The organism is Bradyrhizobium sp. 61 (assembly GCF_023073075.1).
GTDB lineage: Bacteria > Pseudomonadota > Alphaproteobacteria > Rhizobiales > Xanthobacteraceae > Bradyrhizobium > Bradyrhizobium barranii.
The window spans coordinates 228,875-247,864 of record NZ_JADPIU010000067.1; the positions used below are offsets into that span (position 1 = coordinate 228,875).

Here is an 18,990-nt window from a genome sequence, read left to right on the forward strand (position 1 = left end):
GCTCCTCACCATGAGGGTCCCGGACCTCATCCTGAGGAGGCGCGTAGCGCCGTCTCGAAGGATGAAGCCCCATACTGAGACTTATTCTTAACCCGGACCGCCGATGGCCTTTTATGTCGTACAGTTTCTGACCGGTCTCGCCAGCGCAGCGTCGCTGTTCCTGGTGGCCTCGGGCCTGTCGATCATCTTCGGCGTGACGCGGATCGTGAATTTCGCGCATGGCGCCTTCTACATGATCGGCGCCTACATCGCCTTCACGCTCACCGAGCGGCTTTCGGGCGCGTTCGGCTTCTGGGGCGCGATCGTCATCGCCGCGTTTGCCGTGGCCTTGATCGGCGTCATCGTCGAGATGGTGCTGCTGCGCCGCATCTATCATGCCCCCGAGCTGTTCCAGCTGCTTGCGACCTTCGGCCTGACCTTGATGGTCGAGGATCTCGTCGTGCTGATCTGGGGCCCCGACGATCTCGTCGGCCGCCGCGCGCCGGGCTTCAAGGGCGCCATCGATTTCTTCGGCCAGAACATCCCAAGCTACGATTTGTTCCTGATCGTGCTCAGCCCGGTCGTACTCGGCATTCTCTGGCTGCTGTTCCAGCGCACGCGCTGGGGCGTGCTGGTGCGCGCGGCGACGCAGGACCGCGACATGGTCGCAGCGCTTGGCGTCAACCAGAAATGGCTGTTCACATCCGTGTTTGCGGTCGGCGTCTTCCTCGCCGCACTCGGCGGCGCGCTCCAGATCCCGCGCGATGCCGTGCATCACGCCATGGATCTGCGTATCATCGTCGAGGTCTTCGTCGTGGTCGTGATCGGCGGCCTCGGCAGTATCGTGGGCGCCTTCGTCGCGGCGGTGCTGGTCTCCGAGCTCAACGCCTTCGGCATCCTGATCTTTCCAAAAATCTCCATCATCCTGGTCTTCCTGGTGATGGCGGTGGTGCTGATCGTCCGGCCCTGGGGTCTCTTCGGCAAGCCCGAGGCGCCCGCGCGCAAGACACCAGGCCTCACCGTCAATCCTTGGCGGCCGCTGACGTCGAACGAGCGGCTCGCGGCGCTTGCCGCGCTCGTCATCGCGGCGACGCTGCCGTTGTTCGCCGGCAATTATGTTCTCACGGTCGGTTCGGAGATCGCGATCTTCGTGATCTTCGCCGTCAGCCTGCATTTCCTGATGTCGGTCGGCGGGCTCGCGTCGTTCGGGCATGCCGCCTATTTCGGACTCGGCGCCTACGGCGTCGCCTTCCTCGCCAAGATGGCAGGGTTGCCGATGATCGTGTGCCTGCTGCTCGGGCCGCTGCTGGGCTGCATGGGCGCGGCCGTGTTCGGCTTCTTCGCGGTGCAGCTTTCCGGCGTCTATTTCGCGATGCTGACGCTTGCGTTTGCGCAGATCGTCTGGTCGATCGCGTTCCAGTGGGTGAGTGTAACGGGCGGCGACAACGGCATACTCGGCGTCTGGCCGTCAAGCTGGGCGGCGAGCCCGGGGCATTTCTATTGGTTGGCGCTCGGCGTTGCGGCACTCGTGACGGTCGCGCTTCGGGCCATGGTATTCTCGCCGTTCGGCTACGCACTCAGGGCCACACGCGACTCGCCTCTGCGCAGCGAGGCGGTCGGCATCAATGCCAAGCGCATCCAGTGGACGGCGTTCGTGATCGCAGGCACGACCGCCGGCATCGGCGGCGCGCTGTTCGCCTACCTCAAGGGCAGCGTCTTCCCCGACAATCTCGGTATCTCGCTGTCGGTCGACGCACTCGTCATGGTGCTGCTCGGCGGCGTCGAGACGGTATCGGGCGCGGTGATCGGCGCCATCGTCTACAAGGCGCTCAACATCTGGTTGGTGAGCCAGACCGACCTGTCAAAGCTCGTGCTCGGCGGCTTCATCGTGCTGATCGTCGTCGTCTTCCCGAAGGGCATCGTCGGCATGCTGGAGATGCTGGCGCAGCGGCGCAGGAAGACATCGCCGCCGGGATCTCCCTTGCTCGCCAAGCCGATCGAGTCCGTCGAATGAGCGTCGCACCCCCACTTCTCGCGGTTGAAGGTCTGTCCAAATCCTATGGCGGCATCCACGCCGTGCGCGGCGTCTCGTTCTCGCTGCGATCAGGCGAAATTCTGGCGTTGATCGGCCCGAACGGCGCGGGCAAGAGCACCTGTTTCGACATGCTCAACGGCCAGAACAAGCCTGATACCGGCCATGTCCGCCTGCTGGGCGAGGAGACCACCGGCAAGAAGCCGCGCGAGATCTGGCGGCTCGGCGTCGGACGCACTTTCCAGATCACCGCGACCTTCGCGACGATGACCGTGCGCGAGAACGTGCAGGTCGCGCTGATCTCGCATGGCAAGCAGCTGTTCAATCTCTTCGGCTCGGCCCCAAATTTCGACCGCGGAGAGGCGGGCCGGCTGCTCGAGCTCGTCGGCATGGGCGGCTACGCCGATCGTCCCTGCGGCGAGCTCGCCTATGGCGACCTCAAGCGGCTCGAGCTTGCGGTGGCGCTTGCCAACGATCCCAAGCTGCTGCTGATGGACGAGCCGACCGCCGGCATGGCGCCGCGTGAGCGCGTCGATCTGATGCGGCTGACGGCGCAGATCGCGCGGGAAAAATCGATCGGCGTGCTCTTCACCGAGCACGACATGGACGTGGTGTTCGAACATGCCGACCGCATTATCGTACTCAACCGCGGCACGCTGATCGCCGAAGGCTCGCCGGCCGAGGTGCGCGGCAATCCGCAGGTGCAGGCCGTCTATCTCGGCGAGGGCCTGCTTTATGATGCCGGGCATGGAGCCTCCGCATGAAGCTCACGGTGCAAGACCTCAACAGCCATTACGGCCCGGCGCATATCCTGTTCGACATCGGTTTCGAGGTCGGCGAGGGCGAGGTGGTGGCGTTGCTCGGCCGCAACGGCGCCGGCAAGTCGACGACGTTCCGCTCGATCGTCGGGCTCGTTGCCCAGCGCTCGGGGCGCATCATGTTCGAGGGCAAGGATGTCTCGGCGCGCCCGACGCATGAGATCGTGCGCGACGGGCTTGGTTACGTGCCCGAGGAGCGGCGCATCTTCACTGATTTGACGGTGGAGGAGAATCTCGAGGTCGGCCGGCAGCCGAAGCGTCCGAACGCCCCGCACTGGACCCGCGAAAAACTGTTCGCGCTGTTTCCAAATTTGGGTGAGATGAAGAACCGACCGGGCGGCCGCATGAGCGGTGGCGAGCAGCAGATGCTCACCATCGCGCGCACGCTGATGGGCAATCCGTCGCTGGTGCTGCTCGACGAGCCCTCGGAAGGCCTGTCGCCGAAGATCGTGGAGCAGATGGTCGATGCCATCCTGACCATGAAGAAGGAAGGCGTCAGCATCGTCGTGTCCGAGCAGAACTTGCACTTTGCGCGGCTGATCTCCGATCGCGCCTATATCATCGAGCGTGGCCGTATCTGCTTCGGCGGCACCATGGCCGAGCTCGACGCGCGTCCGGATATCCGCGACGCGCATCTGTCGTTGTAAGGGGCGGGGAGCGGATGGCAAGAAGCGTCGCGGCGAAGAAAAGCGTCAAACCGGCAAAATCGTCTTACGTGCTCGACGAGCAGGTCGGCTTCATCCTGCGTCAGGTCTGGCAGCGCCACAGCTCGATCTTCTCGCGCGACATCGGCACCAATCTCACGCCGACGCAGTGGGCGGCATTGTCGAAGCTGGCCGAGACCGGGCCGTGCTCGCAGAACCAGCTCGGGCGGCTGACGGCGATGGATGTCGCGACCATCAAGGGCGTGATCGATCGGCTGACGGCGCGCGGGCTCACCGAGACCAGCCAGGACCCCGAGGACGGGCGGCGGCTGCTGGTCAGCCTGACGCGCGCCGGTCAGCAGCTTGCGGAGAAGGTCGCGCCGAGTGCGCTCGCGATCACCAGGGAAACGCTTGCGCCGCTCGACGCCAGGGAGCGCGAGATGCTGATGGCGCTGTTGAACAAGCTGCGGTGAGTAAGGCGCCGTAGGGTGGGCAAAGGCGCGTAAGCGCCGTGCCCACCCTCTCTGCGGCTTGGCGAAGAACGGTGGGCACGCTTACGCTTTGCCCACCCTACGGCAGTTGAACAAGCTGCGGGGACTGGCGACTAACCTCGATGAAGGGTTTGTCGAGGTCTTCCGATATGAGAGCGGCGACGCGGTTCACACTGATTTTGGGTCTTGGTGCTTCGCTGGCGGGCGAATGCGCTCCTGCCTGGGCGGCGCAGACCTATGAGGGGTTCTGGGCGTCGACCAAAAAGGATTGCTGCGATCAGGACAGCGCCAGCCGAATGAGCATCGAAGGCGGCAACCGCCTCTATTGGTACGAGACGCGCTGCCGCGCCAGCGAGATCACCGCAGACGGCAAGCAAAGCTGGAAGATGCGGCTTGCCTGCGAAGGCGAGGGCGAAAAGTTTCGCTCCAATCCCCGAGTCTCCGTTGCGGCGGATGGCCGGCTGGTGATCGAGAATGGCCCGGTCGGCCAGGCCAAGCGCCAGACCTACGTGCGCTGTGAGATCGCAAAGAAGCGCTGATCCCTTACGTCTTCCCCGGCCATTTGGCGCGGTAGCGGATTTCGCTGCCATCGGCGAGCCGCCGCCACGTGCCGAACTCCGGCGTATGCGGCGCCCGGGCCGTCAAGTCGATCGGATAGATCCGGCTCGGCTGGCCCTGGATGTTGACGGTGAGCTGCCGGTGCGAGGTTCTAAAGGCAAGCTCGACTTCGCCTGCGATGACGGGCTGCTCACCATCACGATAGAAGGCCGCGGGGGTCACTTCGCCCGGCATGGTGTTGAGGTCGGTCTGCAATTCGATTGCGATGCCCTGCGGTGACGTCGGCACCACGACGCCGGCCGGAAAGCGAACCTCGAACACGAGCAGTGGATTGCTGGCGTTCGGATTGAGCCAGGGCGTGGCGGTCGTATACGCGTAGACGGCGTAAGTGACACCGGCGGCGAGGCAGAGCAGGACGACGACGCCGAGTGACTTCAGGCTGTTGCGTGCGAGGCCGCCGCTATTGTCGTCCTTGCGTGTCGCCAGCTTGGTGGCGAGCACCAGGCCGATCACTGCGCCGATGGGGGCGATGGCGAACAGGGCGACCAGCCCCGTCGTGATCGGGTCTGCACGATTGCCGAAGCCGGTCAGCTCGAGCAGCCCGATCGTGGCGATGAAGCCTGCCACCGCACCGGCGATACCGGCGGCAATCCGCAGCGAACTTTTCATGTCTCCCTCGATGGTCCAGCAATGAACTGCCGCCGCCGAGGGCTGCCTGCGTTAGACGCGGCAGGCAGCAGACTTGTTCAACGCCTGCGAGGCGCGACGCGGAGCGGCGAGCCGCTCCGGCTGCGTCACTTCGCCACCACGTCCGGCACCCGGCCGGCCGGCGGCGTGTTGCGGCTGCGCTGGGTGCGCACGATGCCGTCGATGATGGTCATGCCGATGCCGGGGAGGTCGCCGAGCTGCACGCTCTCCAGGATGGTCTTGCCGGGCGAATGCTGGGCCTTGTCCATGATGACGAAATCGGCGGAGCGGCCGACCTCGATCAGGCCGCAATCGAGCTGACGCATTCGCGCGGTGTTGCCGGTCGCAAGGCAGAACGCGATCTCGGCCGGGAGGTCACCGAGCGAGGATAGCATCGAGACCATGCGCAGAATGCCGAGCGGCTGCACGCCGGAGCCGGCGGGTGCGTCGGTGCCGAGGATGACGCGGTGCAGGTCGCCCATCTCGCGCGCGATGCGCAGCGTGAACAGGGCCGAGCGCTCATTGCCGTTGTGAACGAGCTCGAGGCCGCGCTTGCAGCCCTCGCAGATGCAGCGGATCTGGTCGTCGGGCAGCGCCGTGTGGCCGCCATTGATGTGGCCGACCACGTCGGTGTCGGCCTCCAGCACCACGTCCTTGTCGATCAGGCCGGAGCCGGGGATCGAAGGGCCGCCGGTGTGGATCGTGCTCTGGATGCCGTATTTGCGGGCCCAGCCGACCATCTTGCGCGCCGTCGGACCGTCCTTGACGCCGCCGAGGCCGACCTCGCCGAGCAGCTTGACGCCGGCCGCGGCCAACTCCTTGAAATCCTCCTCGACCATCTCGCATTCGATCACCGGCGCGCCGGCGTGAACCTTCACGCCGCCCGGGCGCAGATTCCAGAATGCGCGCTGTGCGAAGATCGCCATCGCCTTCAGCCCGACGACGTCGCGCGGGCGGCCGGGCATGTGAACCTCGCCGGCGGAGATCATCGTGGTGACGCCGCCATGCAAATTGCTGTCGATCCAGCCGATCTGGTTCTGGCGCGGCGTCCAGTCGCCCGCCACAGGGTGGACATGGCTGTCGATCAGGCCGGGCGCGACCGTGGTGCCGTTGGCCTCGACGATGGTGGTCGCGCCTTCGGTGTTGAGGTCCTTGAAGCGGCCGATCGCGGTGATCTTGCCGTTCTCGGCGACGATGGTGTCGCCGTCCAGGATCGGCTTTTCCAGGGCGCCGGACAGGATCAGGCCGATATTCCGGATCACGAGCTTCGAGGGTCCGGTGGCCTGGGGTGCGTCATGCGCCATGGAAGGGGCTCCTTGTTCCTAACTGCAACGCTCGCGATCTTGGGCAGCCTTGACCCCGGGAGCAAGCAGGATTATTCATTAGTACACGAATGATCGTGTACAAACGACGCATAGCTGCCCGCCTCGGAACCGCATTGGAAGCGACAGGGAAGGTGAGATGAGCAATTTCAATCAGGAAAGCGTTTTGAGCGTCCACCACTGGACCGACACGCTGTTCTCTTTCAAGACCACCCGCAGCCCGACCTTCCGTTTCCGCAACGGCGAATTCACCATGATCGGGCTCAAGGTCGGCGAGAAGCCGCTGTTGCGGGCCTACAGCGTCGCCAGCGCCAATTACGAGGACACGCTGGAGTTCTTCTCGATCAAGGTGCCGGACGGTCCGCTGACCTCGCGCCTCCAGCATCTGAAGGAAGGCGACGAGATCATCGTCAGCCGCAAGGCCACCGGCACGCTGGTGATCGACAATCTCGAAGAGGGCCGCAACCTCTACCTCATCGGCACCGGCACCGGCCTCGCACCGTTCCTGAGCGTGATCAAGGACCCCGAGACCTATGAGCGGTTCGAGAAGGTCGTGCTGCTGCACGGTTGCCGGCATGTGAAGGAGCTCGCCTATGGCGAGATGATCACCGAGACGCTGCCGAAGGACGAACTGATCGGCGAGTACATCCGCGATCAGCTGATCTATTACCCGACCGTGACTCGCGATCCCTTCCGCAACCGCGGCCGCATCACCGACCTCATCACCTCGGGCAAGCTGTTCGCCGATATCGGCCTGCCGCCGCTGGAAGCCGCCCATGACCGGGTCATGATCTGCGGCAGCCCGGCATTGGTCGCTGACACCCGCGTGCTGCTGGGCGAGCGTGGCCTCATTGAGGGCAATCACGGCGAGCCGGCCCAATTCGTGGTCGAAAAGGCCTTTGCCGAGCGCTGATCGCGGGTTTTTCGCGTAATAAGACCGTATTTCCGCCGTTCGGCGGGCGTTGCGGCGCCGATTCCGTGCGCGATACACTGTGGGAACGAATCAGCGGAGTTCCCACATGGTTGCGGACAGCGACAGCAACATCGCCTGGCACCGGGTCCAGTTGAAGAAGAACCGCGCCGAGTTGAAGGCGCTGGAGACCGCGCGCTTCACGATGGGCGAGATCGCGTCTTCGAAGCGGAATGGGGAGACCCAGAAGACGATTGCGGAACTCAAGCGCAAGATCTCGCTATCCGAGCGCGTCATCGCCGATCACGACAAGCGCACGCGCCGCCCCCTCGGCACCGATCTGCAAAGCCTCGCCAACGGTAGCTGGAGCCATTGGGACGCCTACACCAATCAGCAGCGCAAGACCGGCCAACGCTCGCCGGGGCGCGGATAGGCTCGCTTCTTCTCGCGCGGTTCCGGCCCTTGCGCGTCGCCGCGTACACACGATCTGGTTGAGGCGCCACCAACCAATACGGTGATCCCATGACACCGCGCCTCGATTTCACCAGCGAGGCCTTCTTCCGCGATCCGCCCAAGGCGATCGCGGCGCTGCGCGCGTCCGGCCCCGTGATCGCGACGCGATTTCCTCTGGTCGGCGATGTCTGGGTCACCACGACCCATGACGCCACGGCGCAGGTCCTGAAGGACGGCACCACCTTCACGCTGCGCAAGGGGGACGGCAAAGTCGCCGGCCTGCGCTGGTGGATGCCAAAACTCGTCACCACCATCGCCAACAACATGCTGACGATGGACGAGCCTGATCACACGAGGCTGCGCAGCATCGTGGACGAGGCTTTTCGCCGCCGCGCGATCGTGGCGATGGAGCCACGCATTCGCGCCATCGCCGACGGCCTGGCGAACGACCTGTTCGCCGATGGCAGCCCCGCCGACCTCGTCCAGCGTTACGCCCGCATCCTCCCGGTGTCGGTGATCTGCGAATTGCTGGGCCTGCCTGCGGCCGATCGGCCACGATTCATCGCCTGGGCCAACAAGATGTCGTCGCTGACGAATGTCGTCAGCTTCTTCCGCCTGCTGCTCGCGTTTCGCAAGATGCGCGCCTATCTCGAACGGCAGTTGCAGGTCGGGCGCGTGCAGGGCGGCGAGGGCCTGATTGCCGAGCTGGTTCAGGTCGAGCGTGAGGGTGGCCAGATCACGCCGGACGAAATGGTGTCGATGGTGTTTCTGCTGCTCGCGGCAGGATCGGAGACCACGACGCATCTGATCAGCGGCTCGGTCTACGAGCTCCTCAGAAATCCGGGCTTGCGCGATTGGCTGGAGCAAGACCGAAGCCGTGTCGGGCTCGCTGTCGAGGAGTTTTTGCGCTTCGTGTCACCGGTGCAGTTTTCCAAGCCGCGCTATGTGCGGCGGGATATCGAGCTTGCGGGCGTGCCGCTGAAAAAGGGCGATCGCGTCATGGTGATGCTCGCCGCGGCGAACATGGATCCGGCGGTGCATGACCAGCCCGAGCGGCCCGACCTCACGCGCAAGCCGAACCGCCACATCTCGTTCGGAACGGGAATTCACTTCTGTCTCGGCCATCAGCTCGCACGGATCGAGGCGGCCTGTGCGCTGGAGGCGCTGCTTGCGCGATGGCCGAAGCTCGGTCTCGCCGTCGATCCCGCGCAGATTCACTGGCGCAAGCGGCCGGGCATGCGTGCCATCGCGGAGTTGCCGGTCGTCGCGGTGGACAGTCAGCCCGTCGATTTCCGTGACGCCACGACATCGCGCTCCCAGCCGAACACGGAGCGGCCGTCGAGATCGGGCGAGGCTTCACGCTCTCCGGCGATGTAGGCCTCGACCGACGGACCGCTGGCAGTCCGCTCCAGCCGCCGCGCCTGGTCGTCGAGCCGCCTGATTGCCTGCATCTCCTCTTCGCGTCCGAGCTTGGCGTTCTGGACCGCGCCCTTCAGCACGCGGATGGTCTCGTCATAGACCTTGATCGGGACGGGGTAGGGATGCCGGTCCTTGCCACCATGGGCGAGCGAGAAGCGCGCGGGATCGTTGAAGCGATAGGGCGCGCCATGCACGACCTCGGCAACCATCGCCAGCGAGCGCACGGTGCGCGCACCGACGCCAGGCGTCAGCAGCAATTCCGGAAAATCGACCGGGCCGCGTTCGGCCGCGGCGGCCAGCGTGCCGTGCAGGCGGCGCGCGAACACGTCCTTGGGCCTGACATCATGATGCGCGGGCATGATCAGATGCGGCAGCATCGCCTGCGCCGGCGCGGGCGCCGTCCCGACGAGGCGTTCGAATTCCGTGAGGATGCGATCGGGGCCGAGACCGCTCAACAGTTCGAGCTGCGCGGCGCGCGAGACATCGGCGCGGTGATCGGTGAGATTGACGATCTCGCCCTGCTGCGGGCCGTCGATCGCGCTATGCGGCGTGTCGACAAAACTCTTCAATGCTTCCGAATGCCAGTGATAGCGGCGGGCCTGCCGCTTGTCGCCGTTCATGCCCTGTTGCACCACCGTCCACTTGCCGTCGGCGGTGACGAAGAAGCCGTGCAGATAAAGGTCAAACCCGTCCTGGACCGCGGCGCTGTCGACCTTTGCGACCAGGCGACTGGCGCGCGTGAGCTTTGCGCCGTCGAAGCCGACGCGCTCGCCGAGCTGCAACAGCTCGTCCGGCGTCTTGCGCGAATGCTGGCCGCGGCCGCCGCAGACATAGATGCCGAGCTCATCCTGGAGCGGGTCGAGCCCGCGCTTCAGGGCGCCGATCACGGAGGTCGTGATGCCGGAGGAGTGCCAGTCCATCCCCATCACAGCGCCGAACGACTGGAACCAGAACGGATGCGACAGCCGCTGCAGGAAGGCGTCGCGTCCATAATGATGCACGATCGCCTGCGTGACGATCGCGCCCAGCGACGACATGCGGGTGGCGAGCCAGGGTGGAACCCGGCCGGTGTGAAGGGGAAGATCGGCGCTGCCGGTTCGGCGAGTCATGATCGACGCAAATTAGCGCAATCCGGGGACGGTTGCATTGGGGGAATACTGTATTGGGCAGGGCGGGAGGACACCTCACCCCAGTCCGCGAGCTACTCGCGCGTCGCCTTGGTTGCGCCGCGCAGGCCGGCCTGCTGCTGGATCGTGTCCAGCGCGCCGGACGACTGCTCGTCCGTCACGAAGCGGTTGAGCAGGGGAAGGGCGTCCTCGCGCCCCCTGGGGATCGCGATGGCCATATGCTCGGCGCCCCAATTGCCGTCGAGGATTTTCGCGCCCGGCATCTGGTCGGACATCTCGAACAGCGTCGGCTTGTTGGTGGCGTAGAGGTCGATCTCGCCGCGGCCGAACATGGCGATGGCGACCTTGACGCTTTCGGCGGGAACGATGGTCGCGTTTCTGAACTTCGCCGGCAAGGTGCGTTCCGAGGTCGACCCTTTGGTGACGCCGATCTTCACACCCGGTCTGTCGATGTCCTCGATCTTGCCGATCGGCGAATTCGCCGGGACGAGATAGCCGAGCTCGATCGCCAGCACGGGCTGGCTGAAGCTGACCTCGTTGGCGCGGGCCGGCGTGGCGTTGGTCACGGTGAAATCGACCTGGCCGTCATGGATCGCGGTGACGATGTCGGCGACGCGCTGAAACCTGACATAGTCGACGTTCACGCCGAGCCTTTTGGCCAGTTCGCCGCCGAGATCGTAGGCGAGGCCATGCGGCTTGCCGGCCGCATCCGTCACCATCGAGGTCGGGCTGCCCGGATAGATGCCGACACGCAAGCTGCCGCTCGGCGCCAGCAGCCTGGCTTCGCCATCGGCGCGCGCGGGCGCGCCGAGCAGGCCGGTCGTTGCCAATGCGAGCAGGGCGGTGCGCGCAAATCGCCGGGAATAGGTCCTCATGTGACGAGCCTCACTGCGCGCGGATGTCGGCGGCCTTCAGCACCGGCTCCCATTTGGTCGCCTCGGCGTGCATGTAGGCGTCAAAGTCCTTGGCGGAGGAGCCGACCGGCGAGGCGCCGATCTTGCCCAGCGTCGACAGCACATTCGGGTCCTGCAGCGCCGCCTTCAGATCGGTCTCGAGCTTCGCCACGATCTCCGGCGGCATCTTGGCCGGACCGAGCACGCCCCACCAGACCGAGACGTCGTAGCCGGGGACGCCTGATTCCGCGACGGTCGGAACATTCGGCAGCGCCTTGGAGCGTTCGGCCGAGGTCACTGCGAGCGCGCGCACCGGGCCGCCTTCGAGCTGGCCGATCGCTTCCGCGAGGGGATTGATGCTGAGCGGGATCTCGCCAGCGATGACGGCGGTCAGCGCCGGAGCGCCGCCTTTGTAGGGGATCGCGACGATCTTGCTGCCGGACATGTATTTGAGCAGCTCGCCGGCGAGATGCGCGGAGGTGCCGTTGCCGGACATGCCGTAGGAGAGCTTGTCGGGCTCCTTCTTTGCGGCGGCGAGGAGATCGTCGAGCGTCTTGTAAGGACTGTCCTTCGCGACCACGATCGCAAGCGGCGAGGAGGCGACCTCGGTGATCGCGGTGAAATCCCTGAACGTGTCGTAGGGCACGCTCGGATAGATGAACTGGTTGAGCGGATGGCCGCTCGCGACCAGGATCAGCGTGTAGCCGTCGGGGGCGGCCTGCGTCAGCGCCTGCGAGGCGACGATGCCGCCGGCGCCTGGACGGTTGTCGATCACCGGCTGCTGGCCCCAGGTCTTCGCCAGCGCCTGGCCGAGCGTACGCGCGAGCACGTCGACGGCGCCGCCTGCCGCGTAGGGCACTAGGATATGGACCGGCTTGCTCGGGTAATTGTCGGCGGCGTGCGCGGTGCCGCCGAGCAGCAGGCCGGCACCCAGCATCAAACCGCCGATTGTCTTGTTTAAACCCAGCATTTTCCAGCACTCCTTGCGGGCTTTCGCATCCTGCCTCGGTGTTCCGAGCCGTCCGGACGCCGCCCATGGTTCTTGTTGACGAGACCTGATCTTTTGTACGATAGTACAAATCACATGGTACGCAAGCCCACCAGCAAGGAAACGGCCCGCAAGCCGAACATGCGCGAGGCGATCCTCGCCGCGGCCGAAGAGCTGTTCGCCACCAACGGCTTCAATGCCGTTTCGGTGCGCGACATCGCGCAGGCCGCCGGCGCCAATCCCGGCAGTGTGACCTATCATTTCAAGACCAAGGACGGTCTGCTGCTGGAGATCTACCAGCGCCATTGCGGGCCGATGAATTTGCGCCGTTCCGAGCTGCTCGCCGCAGCCAAGCGCGTGCGCGACCTCCAGGACCGGCTGGAGGCGATCGTGCGCGCCTATGTGGTGCCGGCCTTCACCTCGGGCAGCGATCTCGCCGGGGGCGGGGCGCGCTTCACGCGGCTGCGCGCCGTGATGTCCGCCGAAGGCAACGAGGTCGTGCGAAAAATCATCGCGCAGACCTTTGACGACACCAGCCACGCCTTCATCGACGCAGTCCACGAGAGCCTGCCGCATATTCCGCGCACCGACATCGTCTGGCGCAGCCACTTCCTGCTCGGCGCGCTCTATTACTCGCTGGTGACGCCGGATCGCGTCTCGCGGCTGTCGCGCGGCGAGGCCGACGGCAGCGATGCCGCCAGCGCCATCGAGCAGTTGGTGCAGGCCACCGTCGCCGCCTTCCAGGCGCCGGCGCTCGATCAGGCTGCGCCGGTACGGCGGCGGCCGGTCGTCAGCAGCAAGACTTGAAAGAAGCGATCTCGCTCGGCGGTTCACCTGATGACAACGATGTACACGCCGACCATTCCGCCGCCCGATCTGAACACGCGCATCCCGAAGTTCAAGCTGCCAAAGCTGTCCTGCGATGCGCATTGCCACATCTTCGGGCCCGGGGCGACATATCCGTACGCGCCTGACCGTTCCTACACGCCGCCGGATGCACCGCTCGAGGACTTTCGTGCGCTGCACGCCAAGCTCGGCGTCGAGCGCGCCGTCATCGTCAATGCCAGCGTGCACGGCACCGACAACACGGTCGCGCTCGATGCGATCGCGCAGAGCAATGGCGCCTATCGCGCGGTTGCCAATATCGACGACACCATCACCGAGCGTGGCCTCCAGGTGCTGCACGAGGGCGGCTTCCGCGGCTGCCGCTTCAATTTCGTGCGCCATCTCGGCGGCGTCCCCGACAAGAGCGTGTTCAACCGCGTCATCGCGATGGTCGCGCCGCTCAGCTGGCACATCGATCTGCATTTCGACGCGATCGACCTGCCCGAATATGCCGACATGTTGGCAAAGCTGCCGCTGAGCTACACCATCGACCACATGGGTCGGGTGAAGGCGTCGGAAGGGCTGGACCAGCTGCCGTTCAAAATCGTGATCGAACTGATGCAGCGCGACGAAAAATGCTGGGTCAAGATCTGCGGCTCGGAGCGGGTGTCCTCAGCCGGTCCGCCCTTTACCGACGCCGTGCCGTTCGCGCGAAAGATCGTCGAGACCGCGCCCGACCGTGTCATCTGGGGCACCGACTGGCCGCATCCCAACGTCAAGGTGATGCCGAATGACGGCGACCTCGTCGACCTGATCCCGCTGTTCGCGCCGGAGCCGGAATTCCAGCGGAAGATCCTGGTCGACAATCCCGCGCGCCTGTTCGGGTTCGACACATGACGGTGCTCGCGATCGATACGTTGCTTATCAAGGAAAGAGGGGAGTTCGTCCCATGAAAACAGGTCTCGTGATCACCGCCCATCCCGGCGATTTCGTCTGGCGCGCCGGCGGCGCCATCGCACTGCATGCGAAGAAGGGCTATCGCATGAAGATCGTTTGCATGTCCTTTGGCGAGCGCGGCGAGAGCCAGTTCGCCTGGAAGGAAAAGGGCGCGACGCTGGAATCGGTCAAGGCCGGCCGCAAGGACGAGGCGGAGCGGGCGGCGAAGCTGCTCGGCGCCGAAATCGAGTTCTTCGACTGCGGCGACTATCCGCTGAAGCTCACCGAGGCGCATTTCGATCGCATGGTCGACATCTACCGCGAGCTCAATCCGAGCTTCGTGCTGACGCATGCGCTGGAAGATCCCTATAATTTCGACCATCCGAACGCGGCGCATTTCGCGCAGGAGACCCGCGTGGTCGCGCAGGCGATGGGCCACAAGCCCGGCGCGCAGTACAAATATTCGGCGCCCCCGGTGTTCCTGTTCGAGCCGCACCAGCCCGAGCAGTGCAACTACAAGCCGGACCTGCTCCTCAAGATCGACGAGGTCTGGAAGGAGAAGTACGAGGCGTTCCAGATCCTCGCCGCGCAAAAACATCTCTGGGGTTACTACGAGCGCGTCGCGCTCAACCGTGGCATCCAGGGCAGCCGCAACACCGGCGTGCCCATGACCTATGGCGAGGCTTATCAGCGCCTGTTCCCGACGGTTGCGGAGGAGCTGGCATGAAGCCCGTCGTCGTTCGCAACATCAAGCGTGCCGATCCCGCCGGGATGGCGGAATACGGCGTCTCGACCGTTCACGAGGCTTACGGTCGCCTCGGCCTGATGAAGCCTTACTTGCGGCCCGTTTGGGCCGGCGCGTCGATCGCTGGCCCCGCCGTCACGGTGCTGGCACAGCCCGGCGACAACTGGATGATCCATGTCGCCGTCGAGCAGTGCAGGAAAGGCGACATCCTCGTCGTCGGCTGCACCACTGATAACACCGACGGCATGTTCGGCGAGCTGCTCGCGACGTCGCTGCAGGCGCGCGGCGTGCAGGGGCTGATCATCGACGCCGGCTGCCGCGACGTGAAAGCGCTGCACGAGATGAAGTTTCCGGTGTGGTCGCGCGCCGTCTCGGCCAAGGGCACGGTCAAGGCGACGCTCGGTTCGGTCAACATTCCCGTGGTCTGCGCCGGGGTCAACGTCGATCCCGGCGATATCATCGTGGCCGATGACGACGGCGTGGTGGTGGTGCCCAAGCGCTATGCCTCTGAGGTCGCCGAAAAGGCGAAGAAGCGCAACGCGGACGAGGGCGGCAAGCGCAAGCGGCTGACCTCCGGTGAGCTCGGCCTCGACATGTACAACATGCGCGAGGCGCTGGCGAAAGCCGGGCTCGTCTATGTCGACAATCCCGAGGACGTCTAAGGCAATCAGCGGAGCGGGCGGATGGATCGTCTCAAGTTGAAGGCTGTGCTCGGCAGTCACCCTCACGTGCAGGCGGTGAAGAGCGGCGAGCTCCGCTCCGACCTCTTCGACCTCGATTTCATCGCGTACACGCCGACCAACACGGCGTTCAAGCCGATGGTGCGCGAGCAGGCGTTCGACGTCTGCGAGATGGCGATCGTCACCTATCTGATGGCGAAGGCGCATGGCAAGCCGCTGGTGCTGCTACCGGCGACCATGCTCGGCCGCTTTCAGCATTCCTACGCGCTCTACAACCCTGCAAGGGGAGCGCTCGGGCCATCCGATCTCGAAGGCAAGCGCGTTGGCATCCGCTCGTTCACGACGACGACGGGCGCATGGATCAGGGGCATTCTCGCCAACGACTACGGTGTCAATCTCGACAAGATCCGCTGGATCACCTTCGAGGATCCGCACGTTGCCGAATATGTCGACACCACCGAGCGTGCGCCGAAGGACAAGAAGATCTTGCAGATGCTGATCGATGGCGAGCTCGACGCCGTCCTCGGCGAGGCCTCTGATCATCCCACGTTGAAGCCGCTATTCTCCGATCCTGCCGCAGAGGCTGCCAAATGGTACACCCGTCGTGGCGTCGTCCCGGTCAATCATCTCGTGGTCGTGACCGAGCAGCTTGCGAGATCGCGCCCCGACCTGGTCACAGGCATCTATGATCTCCTGAAGCGGAACAAGGCGCAGGTGGGACCCGCGGCGACGCCCGACCTCGTTCCGTTCGGGATCGAAGCGAACAGAAAACCGTTGGAGCTGATCGTCGACTACGCATTCCAGCAGGCGCTGATCCCGCGCCGCTATGCGGTCGAGGAACTGTTCGACGAGGCGACGCGAGGATTGAATTGATGGCAGGTGATCCCAGGCGCTGGCAGATCGGGCTCGTCGGCTACGGCGAGGTCGGCAGGATCCTGGCTGAAGATTTGCGGCAGCAGGACATCAAGGTGGCCGCTTACGACATCAAGCTCGGAGGCGGGCACGGCGCTCCGCTGAAGGAGCATGCGGCGAAGTTCGGCGTGACGCTGGCGGTGTCTCACGCCGAGCTGACCGCGAAATCCGATTTCATCATCTCCGCGGTCACGGCGAGCCAGGCCGTGCCCGTTGCAAAAGCCTGCGCTGGCGCAATCAACCAGGGCACCTGGTTCCTGGATTTCAATTCGGCCTCGCCGGGTGCCAAGCAGCGCGCCGCCGCCCTGATCGACGGCGCTGCAGGACGCTATGTCGAGGGCGCGGTGATGACCTCGGTGCCGCCTTATCGTATCAAGGTGCCGCTGCTGCTCGGCGGTCCCGGCGCGACGGAGCTGGAGCCGCTGCTGAACGCGATTGGCTTTGCGGCCAAGGTTGCGAGCGACAAGCTCGGCGTGTCCTCGGCGGTGAAGATGTGCCGCAGCATCATGATCAAGGGCCTGGAGGCCATGGTCATCGAGAGCTTTACCACCGCGCGCGCCTATGGCGTCGAGGACGCCGTGCTGGCTTCGCTCGCGGAGACGTTTCCGGCGATCGACTGGGAGAAGCAGGGCGCCTATTGCTTCCAGCGCGTGATCGAGCACGGCCGTCGCCGCGCCGAAGAGGTGCGGGAGGTCGCCGAGACCGTGCGCGAGGTCGGGCTGACGCCATGGTCGGCGCAGGGCACCGCCGAGCGGCAGGCGTGGGTCGCCGATCTCGCTGATGACGGCCTGTTCGGCATCAAGGGGACGAAGGAATTTGCCCGCAGCGCCGATTGGCGCACCGAGGCGGATCGCATTCTGGCGAAGATCAAGCGCTGAGATCCAGCGCGCATTCAGCTCAAGACTCTGCTGCCGCCGCGTAGTCCGAGAGTTCGTCGCGCGCGAGCTCGATCAGGCTGATCAGGCTCGTGGCTTCGCGGACGACTTCCGTGGTGCGCTCGGTGCGGAACTCGGTGAGAATCGTGCGAATGCATTTGTCGGCCGTATCGAGCGTCAACAGCGCGCGGGCCATGTCGTCCTGCGTGCGGATTGCCGATATGTCGATGCCCGACAGGACTTCGCCGATGCCGGTCAGTCGCTTGATGGCCATCTCGGCGGGCGTGTTGGCCCGAATGGAATGGTAATCGATGCTGCTGAATGCGCTGAACATTCCATACTTCCCCGGAGAACGCAGATGTCAGTGCGGGTCTTAGTATGATCTCCTTGGCCTGTCGTGCAATGCGCGTATTTACGGTCAGGGATTCTACCGGATTGGGGAGTGAGGAAAGCTAGCGGTATAATCGAACGGAAAAGATCCGATCATTAGCCGCGCTTCCCGACAATCTTACCGTCGCATGCGACGAGCTTGCCTTCCTTGTACACGGAGCGCCCGTGCGGCACTCCGACAACGGCTTCAGGAATATGCTCGGCATTCAGTGTCACGAAATCGGCCTTGGCGCCGACGCGCAGGCCATAGCCTTCGAGCCGCAGCGCTTTTGCGCCTGATACGGTGACGACATCGAACGCGACGCGCAGTTCTTCGTCGATGTTGAAGCCCGAGCGATAGCCGAGCGTCGTGGCCCGGCGCAGCATGTCGCCGTCGCCATAGGGCCACCAGGAATCGCGGATGTTGTCGTTGCCGCTGAAGACGGTGACGCCGGCATTGCGCAGGGCCAGGATCGGCGGGAAGGGCCGGGCGCCCGGCGCATTGGTCATGATCGCGACGCCCGAGCGGGCGAGGGTGTCGGCGATCTTCTTGAGCTGATCCATGGGGATGTCGCCGAGCCCGTAAGCATGGCTGACGGCAACGCGTCCCTCCATACCGAGCGCGCGGGTGCGCGCTGCGATCTGCTCGATTTCGAACGCGCCCAGCGTGCCCATGTCATGCAGATGGATGTCGACGTCGACGCCGTGCTTGCCGGCCACGCCGAACACGACGTCGAGATGCTTCTCGATATCGCGATCGAAGCTCGCGGGATCGAGCCCGCCGACGAGGTCGGCGCCGAGCCCGATGGCCTCGTCCAGCAATTGCGGCGTGCCCGGGCTCATCAGGATGCCGCTCTGGGGGAAGGCGACGAGCTGGATGTCGATCAGGCCCTTGTATTCCTCGCGCACGCGCAAAATCGTCTCGAGCGATTTCAGGCCGACCGAGCCGTCGACCATGATGTGGCTGCGCATCTGCGTGGTGCCGTGGCCGATGCAGAGGTCGAGCTGGTTGCGTGCGCGCACATCCATCGGCGCTGATACGGCCATGTTCTGGGCCTGGAAGGAGACGCGCTCATGCACGTCGAACCCGCTGGTGCAGGGCTTGTGCGGACGCCAGGCGTCGCCATAGAAGCTGGTGTCGAGATGGATGTGGCCTTCGACGAAGCCGGGAACGACGAGGACGTTGCCGAGGTCGATGGTCTCGTTTGCGGCGGGACGCTCATCGACGGACGTGATCGCGGCGATGCGGCCGTCGGCGACGGCGATGTGATGCCGGGCTCCGCCGTCAAAGCGCGCGTTCAGGAAGATCGTGTCGAAGGCCATCCGG

21 protein-coding genes are annotated in these 18,990 nt (G+C 65.0%); 14 read left to right on the top strand and 7 right to left on the bottom strand.

The window, feature by feature from the left end; translation table 11 throughout:
• The first annotated feature begins 103 nt into the window (after window positions 1-103).
• The 5 genes from IVB46_RS24980 to IVB46_RS25000 all read left to right on the top strand — a co-directional run bounded on the left by IVB46_RS24980 (window position 104) and on the right by IVB46_RS25000 (window position 4,503).
• A complete protein-coding gene (locus tag IVB46_RS24980; protein WP_247307202.1) occupies window positions 104-1,993 on the top strand; it encodes an ABC transporter permease in 1,890 nt (629 codons plus the stop codon).
• Complete coding sequence (locus IVB46_RS24985; protein WP_166352338.1) at window positions 1,990-2,775, top strand: ABC transporter ATP-binding protein; 786 nt, start codon at window positions 1,990-1,992, stop codon at window positions 2,773-2,775. Before IVB46_RS24980 ends, IVB46_RS24985 begins: the two co-directional genes overlap by 4 nt.
• Window positions 2,772-3,476, top strand: coding sequence for an ABC transporter ATP-binding protein (locus tag IVB46_RS24990; RefSeq protein ID WP_247307205.1), 705 nt, complete (start codon window positions 2,772-2,774; stop codon window positions 3,474-3,476). Before IVB46_RS24985 ends, IVB46_RS24990 begins: the two co-directional genes overlap by 4 nt.
• 14 nt (window positions 3,477-3,490) lie before the next feature.
• Window positions 3,491-3,946: a MarR family transcriptional regulator gene (locus IVB46_RS24995; protein ID WP_063983949.1), complete on the top strand. Its 456-nt coding sequence runs from the start codon at window positions 3,491-3,493 to the stop codon at window positions 3,944-3,946.
• Window positions 3,947-4,113: 167 nt separating this feature from the next.
• Window positions 4,114-4,503: a hypothetical protein gene (locus IVB46_RS25000; protein WP_247307207.1), complete on the top strand. Its 390-nt coding sequence runs from the start codon at window positions 4,114-4,116 to the stop codon at window positions 4,501-4,503.
• A gap of 4 nt (window positions 4,504-4,507) precedes the next feature.
• Here the strand turns inward: IVB46_RS25000 and IVB46_RS25005 are convergent, their stop codons facing one another.
• Together IVB46_RS25005 and IVB46_RS25010 are read right to left on the bottom strand one after the other, a co-directional pair.
• Window positions 4,508-5,191, bottom strand: a complete 684-nt coding sequence (locus tag IVB46_RS25005) for a hypothetical protein (protein WP_247307209.1) — start codon at window positions 5,189-5,191, stop codon at window positions 4,508-4,510.
• Window positions 5,192-5,316: 125 nt separating this feature from the next.
• The gene (locus IVB46_RS25010; protein ID WP_247307210.1) at window positions 5,317-6,513 is read right to left on the bottom strand and encodes an amidohydrolase family protein; all 1,197 of its coding nucleotides are present in this window, start codon (window positions 6,511-6,513) and stop codon (window positions 5,317-5,319) included.
• A 157-nt stretch (window positions 6,514-6,670) separates the two neighbouring features.
• Here IVB46_RS25010 and IVB46_RS25015 point away from each other — a divergent pair, with 157 nt between their 5' ends.
• From IVB46_RS25015 to IVB46_RS25025, 3 genes are all read left to right on the top strand, one after another.
• Window positions 6,671-7,444 carry a ferredoxin--NADP reductase gene (locus IVB46_RS25015; protein ID WP_063983946.1) on the top strand — a complete coding sequence of 258 codons (774 nt, stop codon included), beginning with the start codon at window positions 6,671-6,673 and terminating at the stop codon, window positions 7,442-7,444.
• A gap of 106 nt (window positions 7,445-7,550) precedes the next feature.
• Window positions 7,551-7,874: a hypothetical protein gene (locus IVB46_RS25020; protein WP_166352348.1), complete on the top strand. Its 324-nt coding sequence runs from the start codon at window positions 7,551-7,553 to the stop codon at window positions 7,872-7,874.
• 89 nt (window positions 7,875-7,963) lie between these two features.
• Window positions 7,964-9,271, top strand: a complete 1,308-nt coding sequence (locus IVB46_RS25025) for a cytochrome P450 (protein WP_247307211.1) — start codon at window positions 7,964-7,966, stop codon at window positions 9,269-9,271.
• Here the strand turns inward: IVB46_RS25025 and IVB46_RS25030 are convergent.
• The 3 genes from IVB46_RS25030 to IVB46_RS25040 all read right to left on the bottom strand — a co-directional run bounded on the left by IVB46_RS25030 (window position 9,172) and on the right by IVB46_RS25040 (window position 12,303).
• A complete protein-coding gene (locus tag IVB46_RS25030; RefSeq protein WP_247307212.1) occupies window positions 9,172-10,422 on the bottom strand; it encodes a DUF763 domain-containing protein in 1,251 nt (416 codons plus the stop codon). The genes IVB46_RS25025 and IVB46_RS25030 overlap by 100 nt on opposite strands.
• A 92-nt stretch (window positions 10,423-10,514) precedes the next feature.
• A complete protein-coding gene (locus IVB46_RS25035) occupies window positions 10,515-11,315 on the bottom strand; it encodes an ABC transporter substrate-binding protein (RefSeq protein WP_247307213.1) in 801 nt (266 codons plus the stop codon).
• 10 nt (window positions 11,316-11,325) lie between these two features.
• Entirely contained in the window at window positions 11,326-12,303 is a 978-nt protein-coding gene (locus IVB46_RS25040) for a tripartite tricarboxylate transporter substrate binding protein (RefSeq protein ID WP_247307214.1), read from the bottom strand.
• 114 nt (window positions 12,304-12,417) lie between these two features.
• Between IVB46_RS25040 and IVB46_RS25045 the strand changes: the two genes are divergently transcribed.
• The 6 genes from IVB46_RS25045 to IVB46_RS25070 are packed head-to-tail and all read left to right on the top strand — an operon-like array spanning window position 12,418 to window position 17,297.
• Entirely contained in the window at window positions 12,418-13,128 is a 711-nt protein-coding gene (locus IVB46_RS25045) for a TetR family transcriptional regulator (protein WP_166094647.1), read from the top strand.
• A 30-nt stretch (window positions 13,129-13,158) separates the two neighbouring features.
• Window positions 13,159-14,043, top strand: a complete 885-nt coding sequence (locus IVB46_RS25050; protein ID WP_247307217.1) for an amidohydrolase family protein — start codon at window positions 13,159-13,161, stop codon at window positions 14,041-14,043.
• Between the two features lie 52 nt (window positions 14,044-14,095).
• Window positions 14,096-14,809: a PIG-L deacetylase family protein gene (locus tag IVB46_RS25055; RefSeq protein ID WP_027517331.1), complete on the top strand. Its 714-nt coding sequence runs from the start codon at window positions 14,096-14,098 to the stop codon at window positions 14,807-14,809.
• Window positions 14,806-15,489: a 4-carboxy-4-hydroxy-2-oxoadipate aldolase/oxaloacetate decarboxylase gene (locus tag IVB46_RS25060; protein WP_247307221.1), complete on the top strand. Its 684-nt coding sequence runs from the start codon at window positions 14,806-14,808 to the stop codon at window positions 15,487-15,489. The genes IVB46_RS25055 and IVB46_RS25060 overlap by 4 nt, the downstream gene beginning before the upstream one ends.
• A gap of 21 nt (window positions 15,490-15,510) precedes the next feature.
• Complete coding sequence (locus tag IVB46_RS25065) at window positions 15,511-16,380, top strand: hypothetical protein (RefSeq protein WP_247307224.1); 870 nt, start codon at window positions 15,511-15,513, stop codon at window positions 16,378-16,380.
• Window positions 16,380-17,297, top strand: coding sequence for an NAD(P)-dependent oxidoreductase (locus IVB46_RS25070; protein WP_247307227.1), 918 nt, complete (start codon window positions 16,380-16,382; stop codon window positions 17,295-17,297). Before IVB46_RS25065 ends, IVB46_RS25070 begins: the two co-directional genes overlap by 1 nt.
• Before the next feature lie 19 nt (window positions 17,298-17,316).
• Here the strand turns inward: IVB46_RS25070 and IVB46_RS25075 are convergent, their stop codons facing one another.
• Window positions 17,317-17,628: a hypothetical protein gene (locus IVB46_RS25075; RefSeq protein ID WP_247307230.1), complete on the bottom strand. Its 312-nt coding sequence runs from the start codon at window positions 17,626-17,628 to the stop codon at window positions 17,317-17,319.
• A gap of 152 nt (window positions 17,629-17,780) precedes the next feature.
• Window positions 17,781-18,986: an amidohydrolase family protein gene (locus IVB46_RS25080; protein WP_247307299.1), complete on the bottom strand. Its 1,206-nt coding sequence runs from the start codon at window positions 18,984-18,986 to the stop codon at window positions 17,781-17,783.
• Between the last annotated feature and the right edge of the window lie 4 nt (window positions 18,987-18,990).